This window comes from Halomonas sediminis (assembly GCF_044871105.1).
GTDB classification, from domain to species: domain Bacteria; phylum Pseudomonadota; class Gammaproteobacteria; order Pseudomonadales; family Halomonadaceae; genus Vreelandella; species Vreelandella zhuhanensis.
In genome coordinates this window covers 2,830,431-2,846,207 of record NZ_CP085246.1, presented here as the reverse complement: position 1 = coordinate 2,846,207, position 15,777 = coordinate 2,830,431, and the positions used below count along the sequence as shown (strand labels likewise).

Annotated in this window: 8 protein-coding genes and 1 pseudogene; all 9 read right to left on the bottom strand. The window is 59.8% G+C overall.

Annotated elements, in window-relative coordinates; translation table 11 throughout:
* Positions 1–42: 42 nt before the first annotated feature.
* The 9 genes and pseudogenes from LG290_RS13440 to tnpC all read right to left on the bottom strand — a co-directional run bounded on the left by LG290_RS13440 (position 43) and on the right by tnpC (position 15,776).
* A complete protein-coding gene (locus tag LG290_RS13440; protein ID WP_499835231.1) occupies positions 43–2,070 on the bottom strand; it encodes an alpha-1,4-glucan--maltose-1-phosphate maltosyltransferase in 2,028 nt (675 codons plus the stop codon).
* Positions 2,071–2,139: 69 nt separating this feature from the next.
* Positions 2,140–4,341, bottom strand: coding sequence for a glycogen debranching protein GlgX (gene glgX / locus LG290_RS13435; RefSeq protein WP_499835230.1), 2,202 nt, complete (start codon positions 4,339–4,341; stop codon positions 2,140–2,142).
* Positions 4,342–4,380: 39 nt separating this feature from the next.
* Complete coding sequence (locus LG290_RS13430; protein WP_499835229.1) at positions 4,381–5,037, bottom strand: DUF2934 domain-containing protein; 657 nt, start codon at positions 5,035–5,037, stop codon at positions 4,381–4,383.
* Between the two features lie 25 nt (positions 5,038–5,062).
* Complete coding sequence (treY, locus tag LG290_RS13425; RefSeq protein WP_499835228.1) at positions 5,063–7,876, bottom strand: malto-oligosyltrehalose synthase; 2,814 nt, start codon at positions 7,874–7,876, stop codon at positions 5,063–5,065.
* Entirely contained in the window at positions 7,869–9,965 is a 2,097-nt protein-coding gene (malQ, locus tag LG290_RS13420; RefSeq protein ID WP_499835227.1) for a 4-alpha-glucanotransferase, read from the bottom strand. Before malQ ends, treY begins: the two co-directional genes overlap by 8 nt.
* Positions 9,962–11,791, bottom strand: coding sequence for a malto-oligosyltrehalose trehalohydrolase (treZ, locus tag LG290_RS13415; RefSeq protein ID WP_499835226.1), 1,830 nt, complete (start codon positions 11,789–11,791; stop codon positions 9,962–9,964). Before treZ ends, malQ begins: the two co-directional genes overlap by 4 nt.
* 11 nt (positions 11,792–11,802) lie before the next feature.
* On the bottom strand, positions 11,803–13,398 hold the full coding sequence (glgA, locus tag LG290_RS13410; RefSeq protein WP_499835225.1) for a glycogen synthase GlgA: 1,596 nt from the start codon (positions 13,396–13,398) through the stop codon (positions 11,803–11,805).
* Between the two features lie 520 nt (positions 13,399–13,918).
* Positions 13,919–14,128: pseudogene (locus LG290_RS13405) on the bottom strand (isocitrate/isopropylmalate family dehydrogenase); the annotation flags it as partial.
* Positions 14,129–14,165: 37 nt separating this feature from the next.
* Positions 14,166–15,776: an IS66 family transposase gene (gene tnpC, locus LG290_RS13400; protein WP_499835224.1), complete on the bottom strand. Its 1,611-nt coding sequence runs from the start codon at positions 15,774–15,776 to the stop codon at positions 14,166–14,168.
* Position 15,777: the final 1 nt, after the last annotated feature.

Below are 15,777 nucleotides of genomic sequence, written 5' to 3'. Positions count from 1 at the left end.
TGGGCTTACCCTCCCTGCATTTTATGGGCACGAATGAAGTGGCTAGTGGACCGGGCGAATGCGCCAGATGGCGAACGGCTGGTGCCATGGATCGAGCCGCACCGATTGCCATTTGCCATGCCATGTCCAACGATGACCATTCATGAGATCTTCGCCATGCAGGGCGGCATCATCAGGTAGCCCAAGCTCCCAGAGCGGCAATTCGAAGGCGCCTTCCTGGGTTTCGAAGGGGTCGAGGTTGACGGCGACGAGAATGAAGTTGTCGCCTGTTTCGTTACGCTTGCCGAAGAACAGCAGCCGGTCGTTGTGCACCGGATAGAAGCGAAGCCCCAAATGGGTCTGCAGCGCCGGATTCTCGCGGCGGATGCGGTTGAGTTGGGCGATCTCGTAATTGATATTGCCGGGCGCGGTGTAATCACGCGGGCGTATTTCGTATTTCTCGGAATTGAGATATTCCTCCTTGCCCGGCACCGGTTGACCTTCACATAGCTCGAACCCCGAGTACATGCCCCACAACCCTGAGCCCATGGTGGCAAGGGCTGCACGAATCAGAAAGCCGGGCCGCCCCGACGATTGCAGAAAGTAGGGGTTGATGTCCGGCGTATTGACGAAAAAGTTGGGCCGGTATCCCTCGCGCAGCGGCGACTCGTTGAGCTGGGTGAAATACTCGGTCAGCTCCTTCTTGGTATGCCGCCAGGTAAAGTAGGTGTAGCTCTGGGTGAATCCCAGTTTACCGAGATGCAGCATCATGGCCGGCCGGGTGAAGGCTTCGGCAAGGAAAATCACCGCGGGGTCGCGCCCGCGAATATCGGCGATCAGCCATTCCCAAAAGGGCAGCGGCTTGGTGTGAGGGTTGTCGACGCGAAAGATTTTCACCCCCTCGTCGATCCAGCCCTGCACCACATTACGCAGCTCGATCCACAGTGAAGGGATGGCGTCCTCGGCATAAAAATCGACGTTGACGATATCCTGATATTTCTTGGGCGGATTTTCGGCGTAGCGGATCGAGCCATCGGGCCGCCAGGAAAACCAGCCGGGGTGCTCCTTGAGCCAGGGATGATCCGGCGAGCACTGGATGGCGAAATCCAGGGCGATCTCCAGGCCATGCTCGGCGGCCACACGCACAAGATTGCGGAAATCCTCGCGACTACCCAGTTCCGGATGAATGGCGTCGTGGCCGCCTTCGGAGCTACCAATGGCGTAAGGGCTGCCCGGGTCGTCCGGCCCTGCCTCAAGAATATTGTTAGGGCCCTTGCGATGAGTGCGCCCAACCGGATGGATGGGCGGGAAATAGAGCACATCGAAGCCCATGTCGCGAATCATCGGCAGGCGTTTGTGGACATCGTCGAAGGTGCCGTGGCGCTCGGGGTCGTCGGTTTCCGAGCGGGGAAACAGCTCGTACCAGCTGGCAAAGCGTGCCTTGAGGCGTTCCACTTCCAACGGATAAAGTGCATCGCTTCGGGTCAGGTAAGGGCGGGCATCTGCCTGGTGCATCAAATGCGCCGTCTCGCTAGCCAGCAGCAGGGCGACTCGCTCGGCGTCATGCTCGAGGATGCGAAAGTGTTCATGAATGACGTCGAGCGCTTCTTTTAGCGCGCCTTCACTGCGTTCGGCGGCTTGCTCGATCAGGCGTCTGCCTTCCTCGAGTTCGAGTTCCACCGGCACCCCGGCCTGATGCTTCTTCGAGAGTTCGTAGCGGTAAGTGGCGTAAATGTCCCACCAGGCTTCGATGATAAAACCGTGTCGTCCAACCCGCTGGGGTGTGAAACGGCCCTCCCAGATATCCAGGCCCAACGGTTCTATCTGACGCATGGGCTCACGGTGCTGCTGGCCTTGCTCGTCGTACCAGCAAACCGCAGCCGCCAGCACGTCGTGACCATCGGCAAAGATCGTCGCCGTGACAGTCACTGGTTCATCGACAATGGCTTTGGCCGCGAATCGCCCATGGTCGAGTGTCGGCTGTACCGATTCGATAGCGATACGAGGTGCCTGGACGGCTGCCCATACGTCTTGCGGGTCCTGCTCTTGCGTCGGGGCGGCCCCGGGCGTTGAATACGGAGGTGAACTCATCACATGCTCCTCTGTTGCAGTTCGGCCTGGTCGATAATTGCACTGTGCCTTGCCTGAGCTGCGTCATGTCTAGGTAGCAAAGGCGCTGACTTTTCCCTGCACCAATTCCAGCAGGGCCAATGAACGGCCTTCCATTACATGCTCGTCACCGAAAGCATGCTGGAAAGGTTCTTCCTCGATGGTCCGGCTGGTATCGAGGCGGCATAGCCAGCCGCTCCCGCTCGGCGCGTCGGGTAACTTGAAAGCCACTGCGTCGTGGTGGGCATTGAAGATCAGCAGCAGGGTGACATCGGCACCCGCACGCCGAATGCCCGAGGGCTGGGCGCGACCATCGAGCATCAGCCCCAAGGTGCGGGCTTCGGAGTCCTCCCAGCGCTCGACATCCATTTCCTCGCCGTCCGGGGCTAGCCAGGTGACTTCCTTGAGCCCCATGTCCTCGTTGTACTCACCGCTTAGAAAGCGTCCTCGGCGCAGAATGGGGTAGCGCAATCGCAGTGCCGTCACGCGACGCAGATATTCGATCATCTCGTGGGCATCGCCACTGAAGTTCCAGTCAAGCCAGCTGATCTCATTGTCCTGGCAGTAGGCGTTATTGTTGCCTTGCTGGGTACGCAGCAGCTCGTCGCCCGCCAATAGCATCGGGGTACCTTGAGAAAAGAGGGTAGTGGCGAAGAAATTGCGGATCTGACGCAGCCGAAGTTCCTTGATCTCAGGGTCATCTGTGGGGCCTTCCTCGCCGTGGTTCCAGGAGAGGTTATGGTCGTGGCCGTCCATGTTGTTTTCGCCGTTGGCTTCGTTGTGTTTCTCGTTGTAGGCGACGAGATCGTAGAGGGTGTAGCCGTCGTGGGCGGTCACGAAGTTGACCGAGGCGAATGGGCGCCTGCCGCGTCGATCGAAGAAGTCCGCCGAACCCATCAGCCGGGTGGCGAGTTCGGAAAGTTGTCCTTCGTCACCTTTCCAGAAGGCGCGTACGGTATCGCGGTAGCGGTCGTTCCACTCCGCCCAGCCCGGCGGGAAACCGCCGACCTGATAGCCGCCGGGGCCGCAGTCCCAAGGTTCGGCGATCAGCTTCACCTGGCTCAGGATCGGATCCTGACGGCAGGAATCAAGAAAACCGCCGCCCTCATCGAAGCCGTGGTGTTCGCGCCCGAGAATTGTCGCCAGGTCGAAGCGAAAGCCGTCGACACGCATCTCCGTGGCCCAGTAGCGCAGTGAGTCAGTGACCATCTGCAGCACTCGCGGGTGGCTCAGGTTCAGGGTGTTGCCGGTGCCGGTATCATCGATGTAGTAGCGCGGCTCGTCGGACATCAGACGGTAGTAGACGGCGTTGTCGATTCCCTTGAGCGAAAGCGTGGGACCGAGTTCATTGCCTTCGGCGGTGTGGTTGTAGACCACATCCAGAATTACCTCCAGGCCTTTAGCGTGATAACGCGCCACCAATTCCTTGAATTCATGAATACTTTCGCCCGAAAGATAACGCGAATGCGGGGCGAAAAATCCCAGGGTGTTATACCCCCAGTAATTTCTCAGGCCCTTTTCAAGCAGATGCTGATCATCGATGAAGGCGTGAATCGGCAGAAACTCCACCGAGGACACCCCCAGCGAGTGGATGTAATCGACCACTTCGTTAACCATCAGCCCGGCGAAGGTGCCGCGCAGTGCTTCCGGCACCGCCGGGTGGCGCATGGTATAGCCGCGTACATGCGTCTCGTAGAGAATGGTGTGATCCCAAGGTAGCTGTACGCCTCGCGAACGGCCCCAGGTAAAGGCGGGGTCGAGTACACGACAGCGTGGCATGAAGGGAGCGCTGTCGCGTTCATCGAAGCTCAGGTCGCCGTCAGGGTGGCCGATGGTGTAGCCGAACAAGGCGTCATCCCATTTCAGGTCGCCGACGATCTGCTTGGCGTAGGGATCGAGCAACAGCTTGTTGGCGTTGAAGCGATGGCCTTCCTCGGGCGCGTAAGGCCCATGAACCCGATAGCCGTAAAGCTGGCCGGGCCGGGCATCGGGGAGATAGCCGTGCCATACCTCGTCGGTATATTCCGGCAATTCGACACGTTCCAGTTCCTGCTCGCCAGACTCATCGAAGAGGCACAGTTCGACCTTGGTGGCGTTGGCCGAAAACAGCGCGAAATTTACGCCCAAGCCATCCCAAGTCGCCCCCAGCGGGAATGACCAACCTTCATGCACCCTTGAGCGCCGCATGACGCTGGGGGACTCCTCGGGGGTAACAGTTTTTTCACCGTCCTGTGAGGCTTGGTTTGTTTTCATCGCATGCATCCTTGACCCGATAGGGCACTCCCGGCGTGTCTAGCTAGGGTCCGAGGTCTTCTTGGTCTTGGTGGTTTTGGTCTTCTTCGCTGTTTTAGGTTCTTGCTCCGTTTTCGTAGCTTTCGTCGTTTTTGCAGGCTTTTTGGTGGTTTTTTCCAAGGTGGTGGCGCTTTTGCGAGTGCGGGATGCTGTCTTGCCCGGCACTTGGGTGGTATCCGTCTCGTTAGTCGGCGTTAGGGTATCGGCACTACGCCGAGGGCGACGGGTGCGCGTTACCGTGGCGGAGTCTTCCGGCAGTGGCTCCATCGCCCCTGGCGGCGGTTCGGCTGATGGCGGTGCCTGTTCCGGATGGCCACGATCCTGTACCGGGACATCCGTCCCCGCCATCTTGTCATCACGAAAGGGTACCTCATCGAAAGAAGGCTCCCCGTCGGGCGGCTCCAACGGCAGGCGGTTCTCCTGAATGCCCACTTCGTCCTCTTCCAGGGGCAATTCGTCTTCCAGAATAGGCGCCTCATCAAGGGGTTCCCCCACCTCTTCGAGAGTGGCATCGGTGCCCGCTACTTGTTCGGTGGCGACAATTTTCAATGCCATGTCCCAATGGCGCTGTTGTTGCCCTTCGGGGCGCCCTTCGGACTCCCAGATCTTGTAGGCCAAGTAACGTACCCGCTCGGCTTCACTCATTTCGTCAGCCATATCAATTCCCCCTGACTTGTTTGTTTCAATGTAGAAAAGATGTTTCCCGATCTCTAGCGGCCAAGGCATCGTCACGTAGAAAAACCCCGACGGGCAGCTCTGTCAGAAGTGTTGCGGCTGGAATCTCGCTCTCGCTTATCGCTAGGGTGGCGTGAGTCAGCACTTCCTGCCAGGTGCCTTGCAGCTCAGGCGTCAGCTGCAAACGGGTGTTGCCCCAACGCTGTGGCGGGATATGTGGTTGCTCGGCATCGCCCAACAGGCCAGCGGGGAGCCGGGGCACTACCACCAGTAACTGTTGTCCGGCGTGGCCTCGTGTGAAAGCTAGAAGGTTGGCAGCGTTTTCGCCAGTCGTCGCTATCTCACGATAGTTGCCTTGAGCGAATAGCGCAGGCTGATGTTGTCGAAGCGCCAGCAGCTGAGCGATGACGGCTTGCTTCAATCGTCCGTCACGCCAATCAGGTAGAGTGGCAAGCGGTGTCGGCTCCTCAGCCAACGCCGCCTGGCGCGCAGCATGATCCACCGGGCGCCGATTGTCGGGGTCGACCAGGCTGTAGTCCCAGAATTCGCAGCCCTGGTAGAGATCCGGCACACCGGGGACGGTGAGTCGCAGTACGGTCTGGGCCAGGCCGTTGATCGCCCCGGGAAGATCGAGCGCTCGCGCCGCGTCGGCGAGTGAATCACGCAGCATCGGCTCTGCCAGTAGGCCTTCCAGAAACTCACGACAGGCCGCCTCGTAGGCTTCGTCCGGCCATAGCCAATGGCTATGCAACTTGGCTTCGCGCAGGGCTTTTTGCTGCCATTGGACAAGGCGCTGGGTAAAGTCCCGCATGCCGTCTGCGTCCTGAGTTTCGAGGGTCGGCGGCCAGGCACCGAGCAGCAGCTGATAGAGGATCAACTGGTCGCCGGGCGAGGGGGCAGGCCCGTCGAGTAGTGTCCGACGCAGCGGGGTGGCCAACAGCCGCCAATGCTCGACCTGGTCGGTGAACGGCTTGGCGTGCTCACTGAGCGCGGCCAGCCGTGCGCGTACGTCCTCGCCGCGCTTGTGGTCGTGAGTCGCGGTGGTTACCAGGCTGAGAGGGAAGTGGCGAGCGCGCCAGGCGTTCGCGGCATGAAAATGCTCGGGGGAGTGGTGGAAGTGCTCGCCATCGAAGCCCACGTCGTTGCGCGAGATCAGCACCGCACTGCGATACCCGGCGGTGTCTTCCACCGCCTTGGCGGCGACCGGGGAGGTGAGTTGCTGGAAACGCACGATGGCCCGCTGGCGCAGCCGGCGTTCCTGGTTATCCTCGCAGTCGCTTGGCGCTTCGCCACCCAGCCAAAGGTCGAGTTGTTCGAGAACCCACGCATCAGGAGGGCTAAGGTCTTGGCGTGCCCCCGCCATGGCCTGGGCGAAGAAAGGTTCGTCTACCTCGGGGCGGCCTGCGTCGTCGGCATAGGTGCGATAGATCGGAAAATGCGCGATCAATGCCTTCAGCGCACGTCGAATCGACGCCAGGGTGATGTCGCGGCTGGCCAGCTGTGAGCGGGCGACGGCGTGCAGCGCTCGCGCGCAGGCAGCATATTCACTGGCCAGGATATGGGTGAGTATTTCGCGCCGGGCCAGGCGGACCTCGACAAGAAAGTCGGGGTCGCGACCGCTGACCTCATGCCACAGCTCTCGCAGAGGCTGGGCACCGGCCGGGTCGTGCTGTACCCCGGAGACGTCGTTCATGAACTCGTAACCGCTGGTGCCATCCACGCCCCAGTCGCAATGCAACGTCTCCTCGGCGCCCAGGATCTTTTCTACATAGAGGACAACATGGCGCGGCGCATCGGCGGGGCGCTTTTCCTGCAAGGCGTCCAGGCGCTGGCGCAGACGCAGGCAATAGCCGCGGGGATCGGCAAGCCCATCGACATGGTCGACCCGCAGGCCGTCCACCCAACCCGCTTCGACCAGGCGTAGCGGCAGTGCATGGGTGGCCTCGAAGACTTGGGGCAGCTCGATGCGTAATCCCCCCAGTTCGGTAACGTCGAAGAAACGCCGCCAGTTGATTTCATCGGAGGCGGTTCGCCACCATGCTAGGCGGTAATGCTGACGTTCGAGCAGGGTATGCAGACGGATGGCACCGGCGGGAATGACACCGTCGAACAGCGCCAAGGCCTCATCGAGCGCTTGGCGAGCTGGGGTAGCCTCGACAATCAGGCGTAGCTGACGGCGGATCTCGTCAACGGCGGTATAGGCATCCTCACGCTGCTGCAGCGCATCGAATTGTGCCGCCAGGTTCCATAGCAAGTCGTGCTCGGCAAGGCGCAAGATATCGCCGTAATGGCGTGGGTCGATGGGAAAACGATGCTCGTGATAGGCGAGGTGAAAATTCCCCGCTTGCGGTACGTAGCGCAGCGACAACTCACCTGACTGGAGTATCTCGGCATAAGGCGCACCGAGAAACGGAACCAGCAGCTTTCCGGTGAGCAACGGGTCGGGAGAGCACCAGTCGATGTCGAAGAATTCGGCATAGGGGCTGTCACGACCCCAGGCCAGCACCTCCTGCCACCAGGGATTTTCCGAGCCGCCGACCGCGACATGGTTGGGCACGATATCCAGTATCAACCCCATGTCGTTCGTGCGTAGCCGTGTCACGAGGCGCTCCAGCGCCGCCTCGCCGCCAAGCTCAGGGTCTATGCGGGTCGGGTCGATACCGTCGTAGCCATGCGGAGAACCGCTTCGCGACGCCTGTAGCGGCGAGGCATAAATATGGCTGATTCCTAAGGCGGCGTAGTAGTCTACCCAGCGTTCTGCGTCATCGAGGGTGAAACCGGCATGAAATTGCAGGCGGACGGTCGCGCGGATCTCATTCATGAGCCGACCTCCGTAGGCGCGCCAGTTCGCCAAGCCGATGGCGAACTTCATTCGATGCCAATAACACGTCGGCATCGGCCGTCCAGCGCCTTCGCCAGTTGGGATGCTCGTCGATAGTGCTCGGCAGGTTGGCCTGCTCCTCGAGCCCCAAGGCGTCCTCCACCGGGAGCAATGCCAGGGGGGCAGGCGTGCGACCCAGATGGCGTGCACAGGCATCGAGTACCTGGGAAGCGGGAATGTCGGATGCTTCCAGCGTTCTGGTCAACGAGCCGTGGCAAAGCAGCCCCAGAGTACTTGCGAGCCTGGCGCGTGCTCGGCGACGTTCGCCTTGCTCGCTTTCGACGCTTTGCGTCTCCTTGAGCAGACCCAGGCGGCTGCGCCATTCGATGTCGCGGCCCGCCCACCAGCCGGCGACGGTGGGAAGGTCATGGGTCGAGGTGGTCGCCATGGCTTCGGCAGACCAGTCGCTTGCCGGCAGGAAGGCATCGTTTTCATCCAGTTCGAACCAGAGTACCTGCATGCCCAGGATGCCGCGTGCGGCCAGGCGTTCCCGAAAGCCCGGGGCGACGGTGCCCAGATCCTCGCCGATGACGATGCCGCGATGCCGCCATGATTCCAGCGCCACCAGGCGCAGCATGTCGTCAAAGGGATAGCGCAGGTAGCCGCCTTCGGTGGGTGGAGCGCCATAGGGGATCAGCCACAGACGCATCAGGCCGAGAACGTGGTCGATACGCAACCCGCCGGCGTGAGTGAAGGCGTTACGCAGCATGTCGATGAAGCTGCGAAACCCCGAATGGACCAGACCGTAGGGTGAAAAGGCGGCCAATCCCCAGTCCTGGCCATGGACGTTGAGAAGGTCGGGGGGCGCACCGATCGAAACGCCTTCCAGCATTTCCGCTTGGCGGCTCCATGTCTGGCTGCCCGCGGCGTCGGCGCCTACGGCCAGGTCGGCGATCAGCCCGACCTTCATGCCTGCATCGCGGGCCGCCTTCTGGGCATGAGCCAACCCTTGGTCTGCGACCCACTGCAAGAAGGCGTGAAAGCCCACTTCCTCGGCGTGGGCTTCAGCGAAGCGGCTGACGTCGGGGTTGGCGGGGTCGCGCAGGGCCTGAGGCCAATCATGCCAGTCACTCGGCCCGAACTCCATTTGCAGCGCCTCGAAACGGCAATGATCTTCCAGCAAACTGCCGCCTGCCTGGCGAAACGCCTCCAGATTCTGGCGCAGTGCTTGAGCCTCGCTATCCTGGCGAGTCGTCAGGTCGTCGTAGAGGGTGCGTAACCAGGCCAGCTTGGTACGTGCCGCGGCGGGCCAATCGAGATAGTCGTCGGCTTCCAGGCGACGCATTCGCGCTTCAAGGTCGCCTTGTGCCTCGGCCTTTTTCACCGCCGCCTTGCCCAGTAAGATTTCGGGGGAACCGTAAAGCACGTTATGCAGCAAGCGGCTGGAAGGCGAATAGGGGCTATAACGCTCGGGGTCGGCGCTGAACATGGCGTGAGTCGGGCTGATTGCCAGCGCCGCGGCTCCCTGTTCAGCCGCGCGCGCGGCAAAGATTTCCAAGGCCAAGGCATCGCCGATCCCGCCATCACCGGGGCGACGTAGGGCATAGAGTTGTGCGGTGAGCCCCCAGAGGCGTGGGGTAGGCTCGGTGACCGCATCCTTGGGAGAAAAACATTGCGCCGGGGCGACGGCCAGCGTTATTTCCACGTTGGCAATTTGCAGCCTGTGGTAGCCAATTTCCGCTACGGCGGGCAGGCAATCGCGTTTTTCAAGATACCCCGCTCGACGGCCGCCCTGCTCAAGAATCAGGGTGAAAGGGGTGCCAGGCGTCAGCGACGAAGGCAGTGCCACTGAATAACCTCCGTCGGCGGTAATCAGCGGCGGCCATTGCTCGGGTCCTTCGGGTTCGTTCAAGCGTTTCAGGCGTTTCAGACTGTCCCGCATGGCCGGTTCATCATCGGCGGGAAAACCGAGGATCGAAAGCAGTCTGCGTTGGCGCTCTTCCGGCAACTGGCGAGTTTCGCCATCGCTGTTTTCCCATTCCAGGAGTAAACCGGCCGCCGTGGCGAGTTGTCTCAGCGTATCGCTCATACACTCATTTCCTCTTCTCCTGGATTGTGTTGCAGCCAGGCGGCGGCACAGCGGGGTGCCAGGCGCCCGCTTTGTGCTGCTACCGCCACGCCTTCCCGGGTTTCATACAAATGCTGACCGACACCGAAACCGGAGGTCGCCACCGGCTCATCGCTCAGGTTGAGCGCTATGGCCAATTGGCTGTCATCGTTCATCCGCCAACGGGCGACGACGGCTTTTTCGCCCAGCACCTCTGCCCCCAGTGCCACGGCGCCTTCCAAGCGTGGCACGATCTCACGGTGGCGCAGCGCCAGGAGGGTGCGATAACGCTCAAGGCAGGCATCATGGGGAGGTGTTTCGCGAGCTTCGAAATCGGGAATCGAGCCCTCGAAAGTCTGGCGCGCGTTGGGGTCGGGAATTTGCTCGCGGGTCCTTGCGTCGCGAAAGGCGCTGAAGTCGGCGAATTCCGAGCGCCTTCCTTCACGGACTGCCTCGGCGAGGTCATCTTTATGTTCGGTGAAGAACAGAAAAGGGCGCCTGGAGCCCCATTCCTCGCCCATGAACAGCAAGGGCACCATCGGCGAAAGCAGCAGCAGCAGGGTGGCGGCCTCGAGTGCCTCGGGGTCGGCGAGAACGCTCAGCCGCTCGCCAAGGGCGCGATTGCCGATCTGGTCGTGATTCTGCAAGAATGCCACAAAGGCGGTAGGCGGCAGGTGGCCGCTGGGCTCGCCGCGGGAGTGGCCGTGACGCGACTGCTGGCCCTGGTAGATGAAGCCCTCGCTCAGGCAGCATGCCAGGCGTGACGTGGCATCCTCGACGAAATCGGCATAGTAGCCTTCATGCTCGCCGGTCAGCAGCACATGGATGACGTTGTGCCAGTCATCGTCCCACTGGGCACTGTACTGCCGAGGGTTGATCAGGCTCGCGCTGTTGCCCTCGTTTTCAAGAACCAGGTGCAGATGGCGTTGCGGTGCGCTGCGTGCGCGTATTTCCTCCGCCATTTCGATCAGAAAGTCGCGCTCGCTGATGGCATGCACTGCATCGAACCGCAAGCCGTCCAGCCGGTACTCTTCGAGCCACATCAGGGCGTTGTCGATGAAATACTGGCGCACCATGGGCTGGCGAAAATCGATGGAAGGTCCCCAGGGCGTGACCAGGTCGTCACGAAAGAAGGCGTTGGCATAATGAGCTAGGTAGTTGCCCTCCGGACCAAAATGGTTGTAGACCACGTCGAGAAATACCATCAACCCGAGCTCGTGAGCCTCATCGATCAGCGCTTTCATATCGTCGGGGCTGCCGTAGGAGGCCTCCACCGCGTAGGGAAGCACGCCGTCGTAGCCCCAATTGCGTGCCCCGGGGAATTCCGAGACCGGCATCAGTTCGATGGCGGTGACCCCAAGCTCGACAAGATAAGGCAGACGTTGGCGCACACCGTCGAAGCCGCCCAAGGTGCCGATATGCACTTCATAAAGCACGGTTTCGTGCCAGGGGCGGCCCTGCCAGGCAGTGTTTCGCCATACATAATGCTGGGGGTCGATCACCAGGCTCGGCCCGTCGATGTCACCGGCCTGGGCGCGGGAGGCCGGGTCGGGTATCCGAGTACCGGCTTGGTCATCATCCTTGAACACGCGATAATGGTAGCGAGCACCATGGCTACATGACGCTTCGATCGAGAAGCATCCATTGCCTGCTTCCGCCATGACCATGCGCGGTCTCCCTTCGACTTCCAGCTCGACTGCATGCGCGCTAGGCGCCCATAGAACAAAGCGTGTTCGTCCTTCACTGATGACCTGGGCGCCGAAGGTAGGCTGAAACCTGGCTCTCTGAGATGCGTCGCTTTGAAACATGGCTCATCTCTTCAGTGGATGGCTTGCGTCTTGTCGCCCTGCTTTTCGAGTACCTGCTGGTACAGCCTGCTATACGGTTCGATTGACTGCCGCCAGTGATAGCGGCCCGCCATGGCGGCGCCGCGCATGGCATTGAACAGGTCGGTCGACTTGAAAACGGTGAAGGCTCGCTGAATGGATTTCATGTAACTGCCGAATTCCATGTCATTGAACAAAAAGCCGGACACGCCATCCTCAATGGTGTCGGCCAGGCCGCCGGTACAATAGGCGATGGGTAATGAGCCGAAACGCTGGGCATACATCTGGCTCAGCCCGCATGGTTCGAACCGTGAAGGCATCAGCAGAAAGTCACTGCCGGCAAACAGGCAGCGGGCCTGGTGCTCGTCGAAACCGATATAGGCGGCAATGGCGCCCGGAAAACGCGCTGCCAGCTTGCGTAATGCCTCTTCCACGTGGTGCTCGCCGGAGCCCATGAAAACGATCTGGCCCCCCGCATGAACGATGGTCTTGGCCGCCTCTATGGTCAGATCCAGCCCCTTTTGATGTACCAGACGAGACACCACGGCAAACAGAGGACCCTGGCCGGCTGCCAGGCCGAAGTGGCGCCTTACGTAATCGGCGTTGACGCGCTTGCCCCGCCAATCATTGCAGGAGAAAGCTTGAGCGATGTGGGTGTCGGTACGCGGATCCCAAGAGTCGTCAATCCCGTTGGGAATCCCGCTCAATTGCTTACTTTCCGCCTTGCAGCTAAGCAGACCATCCAGCCCGCAGCCGAAGTTAGGCGTGGTGATCTCCTGGGCATAGGTCGCGCTGACGGTGGTGACATGCGAGGCATAGACGATCCCGGCTTTCATGAAAGAAAGTTCGCCGTAAAACTCGACTCCTTCGATATGAAACGCCTCCTCGGGAATGCCCAACGTTTCACGACGCGAGGCGTTGAATACGCCTTGATAGGCCAGGTTGTGGATGGTGAATACGCTGGGTACCGACTCTCCCTGCCAATGCAGATAGCCCGCTGTCAGGCCACACTGCCAGTCGTTGAGGTGCAACAGTTGGGGCTGCCAATCCAGACCGGCATCTCCCAGGGCGATATCTGCGGCGGCGCGTGACAATCTGGCGAAGCGAATATCATTGTCATCCCAGCCTTCATTTTGCCCATCGCCATAGCCGCTCGAACCCCTGCCGTAGGGCGTACCCTCACGTTGATAAAGCTCGGGACACAACAACACATAGATAATCAGGCCGTCGTCACAGGTGATTTTTCCGATATCACAGGCCGGCAGACCCGCAAATGCGGCCAGGTGACCGACAGGTTCGATCTCATGCTCGGACTGAATCATTTCCCGGTAAGCGGGAATCAACACTCTTACGTCATGGTGCGTCGCGAGCGCTCGGGGCAGTGCCGAGGAGACATCGCCCAGTCCCCCGACCTTGACGAAATCGGCAATCTCGGAAGTAACGAAAAGTATACGTTGGGGAGATTCGAGCGTCTTTTCAGGAGGTTGGTTAACGTTGCGGTCATGAACTGTCTTGCACGGCTTTTTAGCTTCGCGAAGAGGTTTTTCATAGGTAAAAGGGGTATCAATGACACTTGAGTCAATTTGCACGACATCATCCGGAATGTTTGGGTTTAGATCACCTTTGTTGGTAGTAACATCATGCAAAGCCACATTGCCCATGTTTGCCCTCCTTGGATTTATCATGGTCAACGATGCCTATAGGCAACGTTTAATGCTGATACCACTACGCATCCTGCGTTTGGCAATCTTGCCATAGGCTCTGCGTCGGTAAGAGCTAGTACACAGGTATAGTCGAATAATCATAGATTAGCTAAGCAGAGCTCACTATAATTTAGATTAAGTAAGGGACCTGTAAAGAAAGTTAAATAAAGAGAAACAGGAATGAGGGGTATTTGGGTAGCCTGTTTTGTTTTTTAATCAATTATTTTTATTGTTTTTTTAGAAATTTTTATTAGATATTGTTTTTATTTAACATTCTTTTTAGTTAATAAAAAGTTATTAGTAGTTGCTTTGAAAGTATGAGGATTGTGATAGGGAGGTGCCTGAGGGGAGTTCCGGTGCCCGCATCGTGGCTCAAAGGGGAAGCACGATGCGGTACTGGGTTACTTCAGTTTCGTAGTTCGGCCACGAGTGCCTCGGCGAAGGTTTGCATGGTACCGCTGCCTCCCATATCGGCGGTGACCATGTCGCGCCGGGTTTCCAACACGGTACGAATGGCGGCCCGGATAGCGCTGCCTTTCTCCACCATGCCCAGGTGATCGAGCATATCGGCTGCCGCGAGCAACAAGGCGCAGGGGTTGGCCATGTTCTTGCCGGCGTAAGCGAGCCACTAACCACATCTGGGCAGGCTTCGCTCAGGCGGGTAACGTTTCCTTCCATTGCCAGGGCAGCAGTGTGGTGAGTTCGTCGTCGTTGAGCGTGGGCAGCGTTTCGAAGACGTACTGCAGGTAGTCATAGGGCGAGAGGCCATTGGCCTTGGCCGTTTCGATCAGGCTGTAGATCGCCGCGCTTGCCTCAGCACCCCTCGGGGTGTGACTGAAGAGCCAGTTCTTGCGGCCCACTACGAAGGGGCGGATGGCATTTTCGGCCAAGTTGTTATCCAGCGGGATTCTGCTGTCATCAAGGAAGCGGGTCAGGCGCGGCCACTGGCTATCCAGGTAATGCAGCGCTTTACCCAACGCGCTTTTGGGCAGTACTTGTGCCAGGGACTTGTCGAGCCAGGTGCGTAGCTGAGTGATCAGTGGGCGGCTCTGCTTCTCGCGTAGCGCCTGACGTGCCTCAGGTGCCAACGCTTTGGCCTGCTTTTCGACGCCATAGAGCTTGCTGATCTGGTTCAGCGCCCAACCTGCTTTGCCAGTCTTACTGGTTGGCTGCGCTTTTTGGGCCTCGATGAACTTGCGTCGTGCATGGGCCCAACAGCCCGCGTGGGTAATGCCATTACGCCGCACGACCTCGGCATAGCCTTCATAGCCATCAGTCACCAGGCACCCCGTATAATCGCTCAACAGGCGCACGGGCACGCTTCCAGCACGGCTGGGGTCGTAGTCGAACAGCACTGCCTGCTTCCCGGGTGGCCCACCCCGCTGCACCCACATGTAGGATTTGGCGCTGGCGTTGCGTTCCTCTTCCTGATTGACCTGGAGGGTGGTCTCGTCCATGTGGATCAGAGGGGCCGTTAACAGGTGTTGACGCAGCGTCTCGATCACCGGTGAGAGGCGCTCACCCGCCTGCACCATCCAGCGCGCCAAGGTGTTGCGGGGCAAGTGGGCACCGTGACGGGTAAAGATCTGGCTTTGCCGGTAGAGCGGCAAGGCATCCTGGTACTTGGCGGTGGCCACGTAAGCCAACAGGGTGGCGCTGGCATTGCTCTTGGGCAGTAGCTTGGCCGGTGCCGGGGCTGTCTGGATGGTTTCTTCACAGGTGGGGCAGGCGTATTTGTGCCGCACATGGCGGATCACTTCGACCCGTGCCGGCACGACATGAAGCTCTTCGCTGACGTCTTCGCCAATGACCTTGAGCTCGGTGCCATCCTCGGCACAGCAACGTTCCGCTTCGTCCAGCTCATGAACCACCTTGACGCGAGGAAGCTCTGGTGGCAGGGCCACACGTCCACCGCGCGTGCGCTTTTTGGCCGGGGCAGCGGCGTTATCGTCAGATTTTTCAGAGGATGTTTCATCGATGGCATCAGTTTGAGCGTCATCCGCTGTACTGTCCTCTTCATCAACGGCCAACTCGGCCTCATTGATCAAGAGGTCACCCTGTTGGATGCCGTACTTTTCAGTGGAGGGGCCAAACTGACGTTCCCGTGCCAGGCGGAACTGTTCATACAGAGACTGTTTGGCCGCTTCCCACTGCGCCTCTTTTTTCTCCATCAGGCGATGAAGCTGCGCGATCTCTTCCTGCTGCGCTTGTACCTGGCGTTGCAGTCGAGAGACAAGATGAGAGGAGGAAGCGGCGTTTTTCATA

What these genes read in the sequence shown, in the direction of transcription:
- treZ (WP_499835226.1), bottom strand. Translation starts at nt 11,791, where the DNA reads ATGTTTCAAAGCGACGCATCTCAGAGAGCCAGGTTTCAGCCTACCTTC.
- glgX (WP_499835230.1), bottom strand. Translation starts at nt 4,341, where the DNA reads ATGAAAACAAACCAAGCCTCACAGGACGGTGAAAAAACTGTTACCCCC.
- tnpC (WP_499835224.1), bottom strand. Translation starts at nt 15,776, where the DNA reads ATGAAAAACGCCGCTTCCTCCTCTCATCTTGTCTCTCGACTGCAACGC.
- LG290_RS13430 (WP_499835229.1), bottom strand. Translation starts at nt 5,037, where the DNA reads ATGGCTGACGAAATGAGTGAAGCCGAGCGGGTACGTTACTTGGCCTAC.
- LG290_RS13440 (WP_499835231.1), bottom strand. Translation starts at nt 2,070, where the DNA reads ATGAGTTCACCTCCGTATTCAACGCCCGGGGCCGCCCCGACGCAAGAG.
- treY (WP_499835228.1), bottom strand. Translation starts at nt 7,876, where the DNA reads ATGAATGAGATCCGCGCGACCGTCCGCCTGCAATTTCATGCCGGTTTC.
- malQ (WP_499835227.1), bottom strand. Translation starts at nt 9,965, where the DNA reads ATGAGCGATACGCTGAGACAACTCGCCACGGCGGCCGGTTTACTCCTG.